The organism is Pseudoalteromonas sp. SG45-3 (genome assembly GCF_014164075.1).
In the GTDB taxonomy this organism is placed as follows: Bacteria; Pseudomonadota; Gammaproteobacteria; order Enterobacterales; family Alteromonadaceae; genus Pseudoalteromonas; species Pseudoalteromonas distincta.
This window is the reverse complement of sequence record NZ_JACJEN010000002.1, coordinates 386,513-402,225: the sequence shown is the minus strand read 5'-3', so window position 1 is coordinate 402,225 and position 15,713 is coordinate 386,513. Positions and strand designations below refer to the sequence as shown.

General features: G+C 41.1%; 14 protein-coding genes and 1 other RNA gene. 2 read left to right on the top strand and 13 right to left on the bottom strand.

Annotated features, from left to right (window positions below; translation table 11 throughout):
* Window positions 1-3: 3 nt before the first annotated feature.
* The 6 genes from H5126_RS04250 to rpsF all read right to left on the bottom strand — a co-directional run bounded on the left by H5126_RS04250 (window position 4) and on the right by rpsF (window position 2,842).
* Entirely contained in the window at window positions 4-486 is a 483-nt protein-coding gene (locus tag H5126_RS04250) for a hypothetical protein (RefSeq protein WP_182721149.1), read from the bottom strand.
* Window positions 473-1,021, bottom strand: coding sequence for an RNA polymerase sigma factor (locus tag H5126_RS04245; protein ID WP_182721148.1), 549 nt, complete (start codon window positions 1,019-1,021; stop codon window positions 473-475). Before H5126_RS04245 ends, H5126_RS04250 begins: the two co-directional genes overlap by 14 nt.
* Window positions 1,022-1,411: 390 nt before the next feature.
* Window positions 1,412-1,864 carry a 50S ribosomal protein L9 gene (gene rplI, locus H5126_RS04240; RefSeq protein WP_002962755.1) on the bottom strand — a complete coding sequence of 151 codons (453 nt, stop codon included), beginning with the start codon at window positions 1,862-1,864 and terminating at the stop codon, window positions 1,412-1,414.
* A 35-nt stretch (window positions 1,865-1,899) separates the two neighbouring features.
* The gene (gene rpsR, locus H5126_RS04235; RefSeq protein ID WP_002962753.1) at window positions 1,900-2,127 is read right to left on the bottom strand and encodes a 30S ribosomal protein S18; all 228 of its coding nucleotides are present in this window, start codon (window positions 2,125-2,127) and stop codon (window positions 1,900-1,902) included.
* A gap of 12 nt (window positions 2,128-2,139) precedes the next feature.
* Window positions 2,140-2,457: a primosomal replication protein N gene (gene priB / locus H5126_RS04230; RefSeq protein WP_004588456.1), complete on the bottom strand. Its 318-nt coding sequence runs from the start codon at window positions 2,455-2,457 to the stop codon at window positions 2,140-2,142.
* A 43-nt stretch (window positions 2,458-2,500) separates the two neighbouring features.
* Window positions 2,501-2,842 (bottom strand): 30S ribosomal protein S6, encoded by a 342-nt coding sequence (gene rpsF, locus H5126_RS04225; protein WP_002962750.1) that lies wholly within the window; start codon window positions 2,840-2,842, stop codon window positions 2,501-2,503.
* A 376-nt stretch (window positions 2,843-3,218) separates the two neighbouring features.
* On the opposite strand from rpsF, the gene H5126_RS04220 reads away from it, so the two are divergent.
* A complete protein-coding gene (locus H5126_RS04220) occupies window positions 3,219-4,418 on the top strand; it encodes an alpha/beta hydrolase-fold protein (protein WP_182721147.1) in 1,200 nt (399 codons plus the stop codon).
* 268 nt (window positions 4,419-4,686) lie between these two features.
* Here the strand turns inward: H5126_RS04220 and H5126_RS04215 are convergent, their stop codons facing one another.
* Genes H5126_RS04215 through H5126_RS04200 form a run of 4 tightly spaced genes read right to left on the bottom strand, consistent with a single transcriptional unit; the run spans window position 4,687 to window position 8,967 of the window.
* A complete protein-coding gene (locus H5126_RS04215) occupies window positions 4,687-5,853 on the bottom strand; it encodes an FAD-dependent monooxygenase (protein ID WP_182721146.1) in 1,167 nt (388 codons plus the stop codon).
* Window positions 5,850-7,037 (bottom strand): 2-octaprenyl-6-methoxyphenyl hydroxylase, encoded by a 1,188-nt coding sequence (gene ubiH / locus H5126_RS04210; RefSeq protein ID WP_182721145.1) that lies wholly within the window; start codon window positions 7,035-7,037, stop codon window positions 5,850-5,852. The genes H5126_RS04215 and ubiH overlap by 4 nt, the downstream gene beginning before the upstream one ends.
* Window positions 7,038-7,052: 15 nt before the next feature.
* Window positions 7,053-8,375 (bottom strand): Xaa-Pro aminopeptidase, encoded by a 1,323-nt coding sequence (pepP, locus tag H5126_RS04205; protein ID WP_182692801.1) that lies wholly within the window; start codon window positions 8,373-8,375, stop codon window positions 7,053-7,055.
* A 28-nt stretch (window positions 8,376-8,403) separates the two neighbouring features.
* Complete coding sequence (locus H5126_RS04200; protein WP_002962745.1) at window positions 8,404-8,967, bottom strand: UPF0149 family protein; 564 nt, start codon at window positions 8,965-8,967, stop codon at window positions 8,404-8,406.
* A 193-nt stretch (window positions 8,968-9,160) separates the two neighbouring features.
* Here H5126_RS04200 and ssrS point away from each other — a divergent pair.
* Window positions 9,161-9,343, top strand: a non-coding RNA gene (gene ssrS, locus H5126_RS04195) — 6S RNA.
* Between the two features lie 138 nt (window positions 9,344-9,481).
* Here the strand turns inward: ssrS and H5126_RS04190 are convergent.
* The 3 genes from H5126_RS04190 to H5126_RS04180 are packed head-to-tail and all read right to left on the bottom strand — an operon-like array spanning window position 9,482 to window position 15,283.
* Window positions 9,482-12,565: an efflux RND transporter permease subunit gene (locus tag H5126_RS04190; RefSeq protein WP_002962744.1), complete on the bottom strand. Its 3,084-nt coding sequence runs from the start codon at window positions 12,563-12,565 to the stop codon at window positions 9,482-9,484.
* The gene (locus tag H5126_RS04185) at window positions 12,562-13,878 is read right to left on the bottom strand and encodes an efflux RND transporter periplasmic adaptor subunit (protein ID WP_149603183.1); all 1,317 of its coding nucleotides are present in this window, start codon (window positions 13,876-13,878) and stop codon (window positions 12,562-12,564) included. Before H5126_RS04185 ends, H5126_RS04190 begins: the two co-directional genes overlap by 4 nt.
* Window positions 13,868-15,283, bottom strand: a complete 1,416-nt coding sequence (locus tag H5126_RS04180; RefSeq protein WP_182721144.1) for a TolC family protein — start codon at window positions 15,281-15,283, stop codon at window positions 13,868-13,870. Before H5126_RS04180 ends, H5126_RS04185 begins: the two co-directional genes overlap by 11 nt.
* Window positions 15,284-15,713 lie beyond the last annotated feature (430 nt).

The following is a 15,713-nucleotide window of genomic DNA, read 5'->3' as shown; positions in this document are numbered from 1 at the left end:
CTCCTAAATGTGCTGCCAACGTGGCGCGTGCACCTTGTTAATTAAATCAAGTTGTTGTTGATATATTTGCGCTAACATTGTCAGTAGCGCTTGGTTTTGTGGTTCGTTTTCAAGAGCTTGCTTTATTGCTTGCTCAGCTTCTTCAAGTTCTTGTAGTTGCGTTTGCCAGTTAGTGGTTAATGCTTCTTTATTTTCGTATTCAACTAACAAACTATTTTTTTGAGCCGAAAAGTAATCACTTATAGCCACTACGGGCTGTGGTTCAGGTGCTATAACAAATATATTAACAGCAATTAAAGCAGCCACAGTACACGCTGCTATTGCCGTTAGTTTTGGCCAAATAATAGTGCTATTTGGGTTCTGCTTATTATTAACAATTGCTCGCTCAATCCCCGCCCATAAATCTTTATGTGGCGTAATTTCTTTATCAAGCGTGTTTAATGACTTGTTTAAGTAGTCGCTAAAGTTTGGTTTACTCATTTTCATACCACTCTTGTAATAACTGCCTAGCACGATGATATTGTGACTTACTTGAACCAACAGCCATACCTAATTGCTCCGCGATTTCCTCGTGCCTATAACCTTCAATAGCAAATAATACAAATACCATACGTGCGCGCTCAGGAAGCCTTACTATTAACTTATCGAGGCCATTTAAGCCTTTGCAGTCGTTAGCTGATTGCTCATCCATACCGCTGCGTTCAATACTTACTACTTTTTGTAACCAGTTTTTTTGCTTGCGCAGATAACTTATCGCTACATTACTGGCAACACTATATAGCCAAGTAGAAAACTGCGAACGCCCATCAAATAATGCTATTTTATGCCATACCTGTACAAATACCTCTTGGGCGGCGTCTTCGGCGTGTGCTTGGTCTGCTAATAAGCGTAAACATAAACCGTATACTCGTTTTATATGTAACTCATAAAGCGTTGTGTATGCGCCTTGATCACCCGATTTAACTCGCTCAATGAGTGCAGCTTCGCACAAAGGCGCTGGTTCGGGTTTAACGTGTAACATCCGTGATGCCGCCTTTTAATTATTATTGTTGAGTTGCTATTTAAGTGTATTGATAAGTTAGACGTAATGACAGTTCGAAAAGGTTTAAAAGGAATGAAAAAATAATTGAATAAAAAAGGGGCTTATACGAGGCTTTATACCAATTCGCTTAATTAAGTGATCTATTTTGAGGATGGAAAAACGTGTTGATAGCTAGACAAAAAATTCGCTATTTAGTTGTTCTAAATGAGAATTTTTTAACACAGGTAGCGACACGTTTAGCCCCGCAAAATGATTAAGTATTATTGCGGATTGGTATTATTAAATTGTGCCCTCAACTAATGAAGTTAGCCAAATTATAGGCACAAAAAAGCCGTGCTAATAGCACGGCTTTTTTAGCTTAATTAAAAATTAAGCTTCAGCGATTACGATTACTTTGATAGTAGCCGTTACGTCTGAGTGAACTGAAATTGATACGTCAAATTCACCAGTCTCACGGATAGTACCTAGAGGCAAACGAACTTCTGACTTAGCAACTTCAACACCAACAGCTGAGATAGCGTCAGCGATGTCACGAGTACCGATTGAACCGAATAACTTACCTTCGTCACCAGCTTTAGATACTAATGTAACTTCTGCTAATGCTTCTAGTTTTTCAGCGCGTGCTTGTGCAGCAACTAACTGTTCAGCGATTTTCGCTTCAAGTTCTGCACGACGAGCGTCAAACGTTTCAATGTTAGCTTTAGTCGCAGGAACTGCCTTACCTTGCGGGAAAAGGAAGTTACGTGCGAAACCAGATTTAACTACAACCTGTTCACCTAGGCTACCTAGGTTAGCGATCTTATCTAGTAGAATAACTTGCATGTTTCTACACCTTTTAAAAACTGTTAATCCGCTGCTTACTTATGTAAGTCAGTGTATGGAAGAAGGGCTAAGTAGCGAGCACGCTTAATAGCAGTTGCTAGCTGGCGCTGGTATTTAGCGCTAGTACCTGTGATACGGCTAGGTACGATTTTGCCACTTTCTGTAACATAGTTTCTAAGAGTAGCTAGATCTTTGTAATCGATTTGTTGTACGCCTTCCGCTTTAAAGCGGCAGAACTTACGACGTCTGAAATAACGTGCCATGAGATTAATTCCTCAAATAATTCTTTCTATATGCTGAGCATGCAAAACCAATTGGCTAAGGCCGTTACGACCTTCGTGGCGATTTAAAAAACCACTCACTTGCAATGCCTGCCCAACGTGCAAATGTTGAGTCTGTTGTTGCATTTGCTTTCCACTGGCAACTACCTGAAGCCTCACATAACTATTACGGTTAAGGTCTGCTTCGGTTTGCATTGATTTATGTTCTACAACAAAAATACAATGCGGGATGCCAGCAGGGCTTTGGCTAAACTTGGGAGTTTTACAAACTACCCCAGATATAACCAGCTGATTCATATATGGGCTAACCATTATAATAACTGCTGACTACATGCCATGCTAGGACTCAAAACAATTAAGCAGCTGGTGCTTCTTTCTTCTCTTCTCTTGCAAGAGGAGACGCTTCAGTTACAGCATTTTTAGTACGCATAACTAAGTTACGAAGCACTGCATCGTTGTAGCGGAAAGTAGTTTCTAGCTCGCTGATTACTTCAGTAGGTGCTTCAACGTTCATAAGAACATAATGAGCTTTATGAAGCTTGTTGATTGGGTAAGCCAGTTGACGGCGGCCCCAGTCTTCAAGACGGTGGATAGTACCACCAGCTTCAGTGATAGAACCAGTATAACGTTCGATCATACCAGTTACTTGCTCACTCTGATCAGGGTGAACCATGAATACGATTTCGTAATGACGCATGGATATTCCTTACGGTTAATAGAGCCTTCTACCGTTTCGGCCGGTCGGTTTAAGGCAAGGAATTAATAGTTTAAAAGCCGAAATGAGCGCGCATTTTACGCTTAGACGGATAATTAAGCAAGCAGGTTTTTTAAGCTTTTATAGATAAGAGTTTAAAAGCAATTATTGCGAGCTTCGCTCATCCCGTTAGCAAGCCTTAGGCCTAAAGGAAAAGCTAAACTCGTAGTTTAATATTTATCATATACGCCAAGCTTGCGCGCATAAAAAAGCGCAGCTTTGAATTACTTAAGTCTAACACCTGCCTCAAAATATAAGTATTTACTCAAATTTAAAGCCGTGCAATTATTAAGCAATACATTATTAAATAAGGATATTTATGAAGCTCTTACTATCGCTTGTATTAATACTTACTTTTAGTACACCATTTTTAAGCCACGCAAAAACCAATACAACTGACATAACCGTTGGTAAAAAAGTCATTCTGCAATCAAAAATACTTAACGAAGACAGACCCATTAAAATTTTCATACCTGACACTGTAAAAGACGATCAGCCGCTTTATGTTATTTATTTACTTGATGGTGTTGAGCACTTTCATACGGCGTCTGGTGTTATAAAATCCTTAGTTGATTACGAGCAGATACCTAATGCCTTGCTTGTTGGTATTGATACAACTAACCGCGTTCGTGATTACTTACCTAAAGTAGATGGTGAGCCTAAAACTGAGTTTCAAACCTTTGTAAAAAATAAATGGCCTGAAGCGGGGCAAACTGACGAGTTTTTGAAATTTGTTTCTGACGAACTTATGCCATACATAAATTCTAACTACTCAACTAACGGCTACAACACGTTAATTGGCCACTCTAATGCAGGTACTTTAGCGCTTTATACTTTAGTTAATCAGCCTGAGTTATTTAATAACTATATAGCTATAAGCCCAAACAGTTGGTGGAGTGATGAAGAATTAAAAAATAATATTATAAAATACACTAAAAGCCCTAAAGGCGGTCAATCGTTATTTATTAGTGTAGCAAGTGAAGGGTCACGCTTTTATACAGGTGTATTAAATACTTTAGTAAATTTAGAACAACAAATGCCAACACAGCTAAAATGGGAATATAAGCATTACCCTACTTTTAGTCATATGGGCACCATACTACCAGCCCTTAGCGATAGCCTAATTCACTTATTTGGCGACCTAATTTTTAGCGTTACTGACGAGCACGGAAGATTTGCTGATGTATCGCTTATTACAGGTTACTACCAAGCACTGAGTGATAAATATGGGTTTGAGCTTAAAATTCCACAAGATGTATATGTAGAATTTGCTCATAGCCAGCAAAAATTTGGTAACACAGCCAAAGCTATTACCACGCTTAAACACTTTACTACCCATTACCCAAATGCAGCCTATTCTCACATGCGTTTATCGCAAGGCTATACTGAAAATAAGCAGTTCAAAGAAGCCGTCACTAGTATGAAACACGCATTAGAACTTGCTAAGCAAAACTCGCGAGATCCAATGTTAATTGATGCTCTCAAGGATATGGTGAATGAAGCACAAAAGAATTTGTAACTGATTTAACGCAAAGCGCTTTTTAGCTAACGATAGTAATTACGAGCTAGGCTCGTCGCGTCAGCAAGCTAAACGCCTACAGGTAAAATTAAGCTCAGTGTTAAACTTTGCATATAGACGCAGAGCTTGCTCGCGTGAAAAGCGCAGCTTTTAATATATTTAAAACCTTCATAAAAAAACCGATGTTTAAATTAAACATCGGTTTTTTTAATCAAGCTCATCGCTTTACTTTATCCGTTGGGTTTCGCTTCGCTCAACCCAACCTACGTTACTTTCCTATCGCTTCTTTAGCGAACAGGTGTTTTATTGGGCCTAAATTATCAACTAATGATAGCCCTACTCCGCGGATAAGTTTTTTAACCGGGTTTGCACCTTCAAATAGCTCTTTTAACCCTTGCATCATGGCTATGTGCTTTTGCGCATCGAGCTTACGGGTACGTTCGTAATCGCGAAGTGTGCGCGTGCTTGCAAACTCCTTACTATCACTTGTGAGTAGCTCAATTAAATAAGCCGCATCTTTTAGGCCTAAGTTCATACCAAGCCCTGCAAGTGGATGGATTGTATGTGCAGCATCGCCAATGAGTACCACTTTGCCTGAAACCCATTGCTGAGCGTAGCGCATTTTAAGTGGGAAAGCTGCGCGCGCACTTTGCACTTCACATAGCCCGCATTGGCCATCTATTGCAGCCATAACAGCTTTATTAAAGGCACTGTCGTCCATTGCAAGCAGCTCATCGCAGTGGTTGGGGCTAGTAGACCATACTATTGAATGGGTATTTGCATCGCTCAGAGGTAAAAATGCCAGCGGCCCGGTTGGTAAAAACACTTGGCGTGCGGTATTTGCGTGCGGCTCTTTGGTTTTTACGGTTGCGACTAGCGCATGGTGATCGTAATCTTTAAAGCTAAGCGCCATATTAAATTGTTTGCGAATAGCTGAGTTTGCCCCATCAGCGGCCACCAGCAGTTTTGCAATAATTGGCTCGCCGCTTTTAAGCGTTATAAATACATCTGATTCGCTTTGATGTATTTGCTGATACTGTGTATCGAACATTAACGTGGCACTACTTTGTTGTTCCAACTCTTTTATGAGCGCGTAGCGGATAATGTCGTTTTCAACAATATGGCCTAAATGCTCAAGCTCAAGTTGTTTGTTATCAAACGCTATTTTGCCAAAACTGTCGGCATCACGTACATCCATATGCGTATAAGCGCACGCTCGCTGTGCGATAATTTCTGGCCATACATTTAATTGCTCAAGCAAGGTTTGACTTGCAATGCTTAGCGCACTTACGCGCAAACCATATTCGTCAGTTGGCAACGCTTGTGTTGGTGCGCCGTCGAGTACAACGACGCTTATATCGGCTTTTGCCAATCCAAGTGCTAGTGTTAGCCCTACGCAGCCACCACCTACAATACAAACCTGTGCTTGCTTCATAAACGCCTACCTTGTTTAACTTGCCCCATTAACTGTTTGGCTAATGGCGCTTTTAATGCGGGAAATAAATCCATCGAAAACAACCCAATACTGCGCCCCAATGCGAGCACTCGCGATGAGTTTGAAAAAAGCCTAACAAGTGCATCGGTTAAGCTCATTACGGTTTTTATATCATCACTGCGCTTTTTAGAATATTCACGTGTAAACGCATAGCTGCCTAAACCGTGTTGGCTGTTTGCTATTAAATTACTTAGTACTTGCACGTCGCGAAGGCCTAAATTAAAACCTTGCCCTGCAATAGGATGAATAGCATGTGCGGCATTACCAATAACCACTGTACGGTGCGCAGTCAAAGACTCGACTTGCCCGTAAACGAGCGGGTAACTCGTGCGCATGCCTACTTTAGTAAATTGACCACCGCGATAACCAAACGCACTTTGTAGGGCACTTATAAAGTCTTGTTCATTAAGTGCCATGTGCTGTTCAACCTGATCTTGGCTCATACACCACACCAACGAATAACGGTTATTGCTCATGGGTAATAACGCCATAGGCCCGCTTTGTGTAAAACGCTCAAAGGCATGATTATTATGCCTACCAGCTACTTCTACATTGGCAATAATTGCGCCTTGTTCATAAGGCTGGGTATTAAAGCCAAGCTCAAGTAAATTACGTGTGGGTGATTGTGTACCATCAGCAATAACCAATAGCGCTGCGCTTAATTGCTCGCCGCTTTGCAGGGTAAGTGTATTGCTGTGCAGGGTTTGCTCAATGGCAATTACGCTATCGGGGCACAAAAGCGTAATATTTGATTGCGTTAAACGCAGGTGGAGCGCTCGGCCAAAAGGGTTAACTTCTACTACGTAACCAAGTGAAGGTTTAGCAAATTCGTCGCAATTAATGTGCGCTTTGCCAAAGTGGCCTCTATCAGACACGCTCACTTTTTTGATTACGGCGGTGTAAGGGGCATTTTGTTCAAATAAATTGAGGCTTTGTAAATACTCTACCGATTGCTGAGCAAGTGCAATGCTTCTGTCGTCAAAGCTTGGGTGGTAGTCGCCGGTAACTTGATTAGCTTCTACAACGGCAATATTTAACGCGGGATTAGTTTTAGCCACACTTAACGCGCAGCTTGCTCCCGCTAAACCACCGCCAATAACAACTACATCAAACTGCTTAGCCACTTTACTCTCCGAGCTTTATACGTTTTTAGCACTTTGCATAAGTGCTTCTATATCGCTAATTTTTTTAGGCACGCTTAGGGTCAAGTTTTCATGGCCTGTTTCGGTAACTAGCAAGTTATCTTCAATACGAATACCAATGCCTTTGTATTTTTGCGGTGCGCTTGAGTCTTCGCTGATATAAAGCCCAGGCTCTATGGTGAGTACCATACCGGGCTCAAATGCACGCTCAACGTTATTTACTTTGTAATCGCCAACATCATGTACATCTAAACCAAGCCAATGCCCAAGCCCGTGCATGTAATATTCTTTACATGCCCCTTTTGCCATTAGCTCATCAAAGTCGCCGGTTAAAATACCTAAATCAAGTAAACCTTGGGTCATTACTTCCATTGCTAGTTTATTAGCATGCGACATGTAACCACCTGGTTTTACTTCATCAAAAGCAACTTCTTGCGCTTTAAGTACAATATTGTAAAGCGCGGCTTGCTCTTCGCTAAATTGTCCATTTACTGGAAAAGTACGGGTAATATCGGCGGCGTAACCTTGTAGCTCACAACCGGAGTCTATAAGTACCAGGTCGCCATTTTTTAATACGTCGCTATTTTGCGTGTAATGTAAAATATTGGCGTTGTCGCCACTACCAACAATTGTGCCGTATGCAGGGTGCGGCGCACCATTCATGGCATAATGATGATGCAGCTCAGCCTCTAGCTGAAATTCAGTAGCTCCGGGGTGTGAAAAACGCATAGCGCGCATATGCCCTCGCGCACTAATTTCACAGCCTTCTCGCATAACATTTACTTCGCTTGGCGATTTAAACAAACGCATTTCATGAATAAGGCCGCGTATTTCTTTTAAAGTACTCGGTGCTTTGAGGCCTTTTCGCGCACCACTTCTAAGTGTACCTAGTAACGTAAACACCTTGGTATCAAATGAAGGATAAGCACCTTGTGCAAAATAAATCGCATCTTTTTCATTTAGTATATCGAGCAGCTTATCGTTTAATTCACTTAGCGGGTAAGCTTCATCAAACAAGTAGTCGCTTTTAGCTTTATCAAAGCCAACTCTGCGGCCATGCCAAATTTCTGCAAGCTTGTCTTTATCTAAGCAAAATAAAGTACTGGGTGCATCGCTGTTGTTACATAGTACAAGTACAGCGTCGGGTTCGTTAAAGCCTGTTAAATAGAAAAAGTCGCTATCTTGTCTAAATGCATATTCGGTATCGCGGCTACGCGTCACTTCGCTCGCAGCGGGAATAATAGCAACACTATTTTTATCCATTTGCGCAAGTAAACGCTCACGGCGTGCTTTAAATTCTGACTTTTGTACTTCAACCATTATTAACCAACCCGTTTAACTTTTTAAACTAATGAAGTGTTTTTTTAGTACTTTGCGTGTTTTGCTCTTTACCAAGCTCTGCAAAACAAAGTAGTGCTGATACGCGCACATATTCAATCACTTCGTGCAGCGCTTGGCTGTCTTCTTCGGTTTCTTCAAAAGTGGTATCTAGGCGAGTGATTTCGCTAAAGTCAGTAATAACCTCTTTAACATCGCTTGATAACTTACCGTAATCTTTTTGCTTTAAGCCAAAACCAAGCATAAACCCTGCTACCCATGATACGAGGCCATTAGCCTGATCGATGAGTGTTTCGTCATCGTTTGGTAAAAATAAATCAAACTGAAATTCGTCATCATTAAAGCTCGCAACTACTTGCTTATAAATAGTGCCAAAAAACTGCTTTAAATCGTTACTAAATGATTCACCATCGTTAAACACATCGCTCAAAAGGCCTAAGTATTCTTTGTCGTCAATGGTTAAACCACACGCAAGTAAACCACTAATTACACCATGCGCTTCGGCAGGTGATACAAATATTTCGTTTTTTTCTAAAAGCAGTTGAGCTTTTTCGTAATCGGGTAAATCGTTCATAATCGAATCTTCGCTTTGCAAGTTAAGGCAATGCTACCACTCGATAAAAAGCAACTCCAATTAATTGTATGATCAAGCTCAAAAACCATGCGATAAAGTAAATGACGAGTTAAAGGTGCGGGAAAACTAAGCGAACGGTTTAATTTTTTACGTTTAGGGTTTAAGGATTGGATTATGTCTTATATACTTAAATTGTTCCCTGGGGTACCGGAGCTTGGTTAAGTCCCTGAGCCGATAAATTTTATACCAGGATTTCTGTTCGTCTACTATTGTGCAAGCTCGGCATGTACCGAGAAGCCTACGGTAAACCGCAGATTTCCGCCCTGAAACCTTCTGGTTTCAGGACTGAAACCGGGTACCGTATCTTGGGGAACACCTTCTTACTTTTTATACTCCCTCTTATTACTTATTCATTTTTTTGCTATACCTTCGTACATTATTTTTATAATTTTTGGCAAAAAAAAGCTGCAAGCAATTTCTTACTTACAGCTAAATTTTAAATGCTTACGCTTATTTACTTAAACCAACCTTGAAAGCGCTCCATCATCATGTAGTTTATTGGTACTAACAATAAAGTAATAAAGGTCGCAAAAATAATCCCAAACCCTAGACTTACCGCCATAGGTATTAAAAACTGCGCCTGAGTCGCTTTTTCAAATAATAACGGCATTAAGCCAATAAAGGTCGTTAAACTTGTTAGCATTACAGGGCGAAAACGCGATGCACCGGCAAGTTTAACTGCATCTAGTAATTTGCCGCCTTCACTACGCTTTTTATTGATAAAATCAACTAGTACAAGGGAGTCATTTACTACCACCCCAGTTAGGGCGAGCATACCAAGCAAGCTCATAATGGTTAAATCCATGCCCATAATCCAATGCCCGACTACAGCACCTATCATGCCAAATGGAATTACACTCATTACTATAATTGGCTGTAAGTAAGACTTAAGCGGTATCGCTAATAGCGCATAAATTATGAAAAATACAAACACAAGTGCCCAAGCCAATGAGCCAAACGACTCTCGCTGCTCTTTAGCCTCACCTTCTAGTTTGTAATCTACTCCAGGATATTGCTGCATTAATTCATCTAAATACTCCGTTAGGTCAGCCTGAAGTATGGTCATGTTGGTGTTATTTTTTTCGATATCCGCTGTTACATTTAAAGTACGGTAGCGGTCTATTCGGTTAATAGTTGACGGGCTTTGCCCTGCGGTAAGGGTTGCAACATGCGATAACGGCACCGAACCACCAGTAGGTGTATTGATGAGTATATTTTGTAAATCGGCAACTGAGCGGCGCTCGTCTATAGGCAAGCGAACCATTACACGTACATCGTCACGGCCGCGCTGAATACGTTGGACTTGCGAGCCAAAGAACGAGTTACGCACTTGACCTGCAACATTGACTCTATTTAAGCCCAGCGCTAAGCCTTGCTGCGTAAGCTCTATTTGTAACTCTTCTTTACCATCAGACATGCTATCGGCAATATCAAATACCGTTGGGTAGGTCGATAAACGGGTTTTAATGTGATCAGCCACGTCTTGTAAAATAGTCAACGAAGTCCCGCTAAGCTGAACATCAATTGGGTCAGAACTTCGGCCAATTTCAGCTCTAAACGTTAAGCTTTCAGCGCCTGGAATGACACCAATTAAATCGCGCCATTCGCTGGCAAGCTCTCTTGATCCTATGTCTGATTCACGCTTTTCAGCCGGTGTTATTTCAAAGCGTACAGAACCTGAATTAGATACACCACCGCGCCCACCTGTTGTGGCTAATATATTTAAAATAACGCTTTCACCTGTATCTGGGTCGCGGTATTTTTCTTGTAATTGCTGCGCCTTTTGCGACATATCAATTACGTATTTATTAGTGACTTCAAACGGCGTACCTGTTGGTAGTGTTAAGTTAACGCGGACTGTTTCGCTTGGTATACGCGGGAAAAATACAAACTTAGTCCAACCACTAGTGATCATGGTTAAAATTATTATAAACACACCAACAAACAAACTTACCGAAGCCAATTTATGGCGCAGTGCTAAATTTAAAGTGGGTTGGTAGTATTTTAAAATCGCGTTTTCAAATCCATCTGCAAAACGCTGTTGAATAACATCAAACTTTGAAGGTTCGCCTTTTTCGTGGCGTAGTTTTATATATTTTAAATGTGCGGGTAGTACAAATTTAGATTCAATCAATGAAAACAATAATACCGGAATAACCACTACCGGTATTTGTGCAAACAAAGCACCGCGCGCCCCTTCAATAAAGGCCAAAGGTAAAAAGGCGGCAACGGTAGTTAATACACCAAATGTTACTGGTGTTGCGACTTCTTGAGTACCTAAAATTGCAGCCTGCTCGCCCGACTTAGCTGTTTTTAAATGGGTATAGACATTTTCGCCAGTAACTATGGCGTCATCAACAACAATCCCAAGTACTAATATAAAGCCAAATAAGCTCATAATATTAAGGGTTACGCCAAATATAGGCATCGCTATAAACGCGCCCATAAACGAAACCGGAATACCAATAAATACCCAAAATGCAATTGCAGGTCGTAAAAACAAAGTAAGCAAAGCAAGTACTAAAATACCGCCTTGTAGGGCATTGGTCGTTAGTGTGGCAATTCGACTTTTAACCAGCTCCGAATCATCATCCCAGTAACTTAGTTCAAATCCTTGTGGAAGGGAGCTTTGTTGCTCTTTTATGTAATTTTTAACTTCGTCAGCAACAGTAATCGCACTTTGCGGACCAATTCGATATACGTCGATAAATGCAGCCTGCTTACCATTAAAGCGAGTACGTACTGGGGTTTCTTCAAAATCGTCTTTAATTATTGCAATATCGCCTAAACGAATAATAGTGCCGTCAGCTTGGTTTTTAACAACAATATTGGCAAATTCATCTTTACGATATGCTTGCCCTTTAGAGCTTATAAGTACGTCCCCACCTTCAGTTTTTAAGTTACCAGCAGAAATATCAGAGCTTGAATTAGCAATGGCACTCGATATTTGTGCCAAACTTAAATCGTACTGGCGAAGAACGTCTTGGCTTACTTCAATGGCAATTTCATAATCACGAACACCACTTAGCTCTACCTGCGTCACATTTGGTAAACGTAGAATTTGATCGCGTACTGTTTCTGCGTATTCACGGGTTTCTTTTTCGCCGTAATCACTTGATACGGTAACCGCGATAACTTCGCGAATTCGTTCCGCAAGCGCGACTATTGGCTTTTCAGCATCGGCTGGAAAGGTGTTAATTGCATCTACACGACTTTTAATATCGGCTAAAAGCTCACGCGGGTCGTAGCCCGTTTCAACTTCAATTGTTACAGAGCCTGAGCCTTCAGAAGAGCGGCTAAATATTTGCTTTATGCCCTCTAAATCTTGTACGGCTTCTTCTATACGAATTGTTACGCCTTGCTCTACATCCTCTGGTGTTGAACCGCGCAAACTTACGTTCACGCTTATCATGTCGGTTTCGAATGAAGGGAATACTTCAAGCGGTATTTTAGTCGATAAACTAAAAAGCCCCGACAGCAGCAGTGTTACTAGCAATAAGTTAGCTGCAACATGGTTTTTGGCAAACCAAGCTATCATGGCTTATCTCCTTGCTTTGCTGGACGGCGTTTTTTTAACTCTTCAACACTAATACCAAGCTCTTTTGCTTTTTGTTCAAGCTGCTCTGGAGTCGGGCGCTTTCCTTTACCTTGCCCATTCGCTCCACGGCTTTTAGGTTGATCTGCGCTTTGTTCACCTAAAATACTTACTTGAGTTCCTGAACTTACTTGACCAAGTGGAGTAATAACAAGCTTATCATTTGCGTTTAAACCGGTTTTTATCATCGCCTGAGTCGCATTTTGCCAAGCTAGTGTGATGTCTTTGCGCTTAAGTACGCCACCTTCAACAATGTAAACGTACGTTCCTTGATAAATTGTACTGTTAGGAATTATAAGTGCGTTAGATACTGTTCTGCCGGTAATTTGCGCTTTTATATACTGCCCAATTTTTATTGGGTACTGGTTATTTGCTGTTGCTTTATACGGGTCATTAATTTTAGCAACTACATAAAGCTGCTGTGCGCCTTCATCTATAGCACCTTCTGTGCGTGCTAATTGACCTTGCCACGTTTGCTCACCTACTAAGTCAGAAGTAAATTTAACAATTGAACCCGCTTGGTTTTTAGCACCATCGCGATACTGCTCTGGTAAATTTACAAATGGGAGATCTTTATTTTTAATTGGTAAGCGAATCTCAACGCTATCGATTGCGTAAATGGTTGCTAACTGTGTGTTGTTAGTAACAACTTGCCCTAAATCAACACTGCGGCTAAGTATACGCCCCGCATATGGCGCCGTTACTTTAGTGCGCTCTAAATCAAGCATCGCTTTTTCAAGTGCTGCCTGAGCCGATAAAACCTCAGCTTCAGCGGCTGCTAGTTGTGGCTCACGTAGTACTAAGCTGCTTGCCTGATTTGAGCCGCCAAGGCGCTTCCAATCGGTAATGGCTTGTTGCCCACGCGCCTTCTCTTCTAGCAAACCTTGCTCTGCGGTTAATAAATTGGCTTGAGCAGATTTAACTTCAGCCTGATGATCTCTGTCGTCTAGTTTTAAAAGTACATCGCCTTTTTCAAAAAAACCGCCTTCTCTAAAGTCATCACTTACTTCAATTATTTGCCCAGATGCCTGAGCCACTAACAAACTTTGTGTACGTGGTTTTACCGTACCGTAGCTGTCTATCATAACTTGATAATTTTGTGGTTTTAGCTCAAGCGCAGCCACACTTATTGATGCCTTCGGAGGTGTCCCAAAGCGTTTAGCCTCTGGTGGATTCCCCTTAATAAACATAACAATTAAAATTGTGGCAACAATAACCACCGCTGGAATAATAATTTTTGCTGTTTTAGTTTTCATCGTTATTGCTCTTTAGTTCACTTGAGGGCTTTGCAAAATCACCACCAAGGGCAATGTGTAGGTTAATTCTATTGGCTATTAATTGGTTTTTAATATCGATTAAGGAGCTTTGCGCGTCAAAAGAACGGTCTTGGGCATCAAGCACTGTCGTGTAAGTTACCAAGCCACTTTGATACTGCTCAAACGACAATTGCTCTGCAGCAAGTGCGTTTTCTTGTGCCTCTAACGTGCTTGTATATTGAGCTTTGAGGGACTGCTGCTGCGAAATTGCATTTTCAACATCACCAAATGCGTCATAAAGCGTTTGTAAATAAAGCTGCTCTTGCTTTTGAGTATTAAGACGCGCTATTTCTTCGTTGGCTTTTAAGCGCCCACCTTCAAAAAGTGGCGCTGAAATACTACCTAACAAAGACCATGCAAGGCTTGATGGAGAAAACAAGTCGCTTACTCTGTCTGTACTATCACTTAATGAAGCTGTTAAATCTAAACTTGGAAAGCGTTGTTTGTGCGCATATGCCAATGATGCGTCGGCTGCTAAAAGCTCATACCAACTTGCACGTAGAGTAGGTTTTCGCGTTATAAGCTCAGAAGGTAATCCTAGAGGAATATCGGTATTAATAACAGGTAAGTCACTACTAGCAGTAATAGCGCCTTTTGGGTATTCACCAAGTAAACGCTCAAGTACACGTGCTGATGCCGATAAACTCGCTTTTTGAGTGGCAATGCGAGAGCGTTCATTATTAAGCTCATTACGCGCTAAATACACATCGAGCGCTTCGTTTATGCCTTGGCGATAGCCAGCTTCAATAATATCGAGATTTTGTTGTGAGTTGGCTTCGCGACGCTTAAATAAATCCAGTAATTGCTGCGCCGTAACCACATCAAACCAACCTGTTAATACATCAGCAACAAGTTGCTGTTTAGCTTGCTCAAACCGTGCCTGCTGAGCTAAATAGTTAAGATTAGCTTCGCGCTTGGCGTCAGAGAGCTTACCCCATAAATCAACCTCGTAAGTTAAGTTTAAACTAGCTGAGCTTGCGTTGTCGTAACTTACAGGGCGGTTGTCTTTACTACGGCTTGTACGTGTTGATAAATCAAGGCTTGGCCAAAGTGCAGCGCCCGAGACTATAAGTTGCTGCTTTTGAATTTCAACATCATAACTCGTTTGCAAAAGCTGTTGGTTATTTTTAAGTGCTTGTTGTACAAATTTATTAAGCGTAGGATTTTGTAATTGTGTAAGCCATTGCTCTTGTACTTTTAATACTGAGCTTGATGCTTCTTGCTGCCATTGCTGAGGCATATTATTAGAGACTTGCATGCGCTGAGACGAGTTTAAATCACTCGCACAGCCGCTGAGCAGCATCACACTAATTGCCAGTAGGGTTGGCTTGCATTGCCAAATCATAATTAAACCTAAATTACTGCTATTTATGAACGTAATTCAAGCACTTTGGCAAATTTTGCTCAACTTACTTTACATAACATTACATAGCTAGCGATGAATTAACATAATAGCCAGTTATACGGTAAAAATGAGTAAATGATCAGCAATTTTTAATACTAAAATTAACTTTTTGCAATGTGTTTAAGAGATTAACTATACAAAAACAAAAAAGCCCCGCTATAAGCGAGGCTTTTAAATAAATGGTGCCGACTAACGAAGTCGAGCGGGTAACTTATACAGACTACTGATTACAAGTTAGTTGCTTTAAGTTACCTAAAATAAATGGTGCCGACTAACCGAGTCGAACGGATAACTTATACAGACTACTGATTACAAGTCAGTTGCTTCAAGTTACCTAAAATAAATGGTGCCGACTAACCGAGTCGAACGG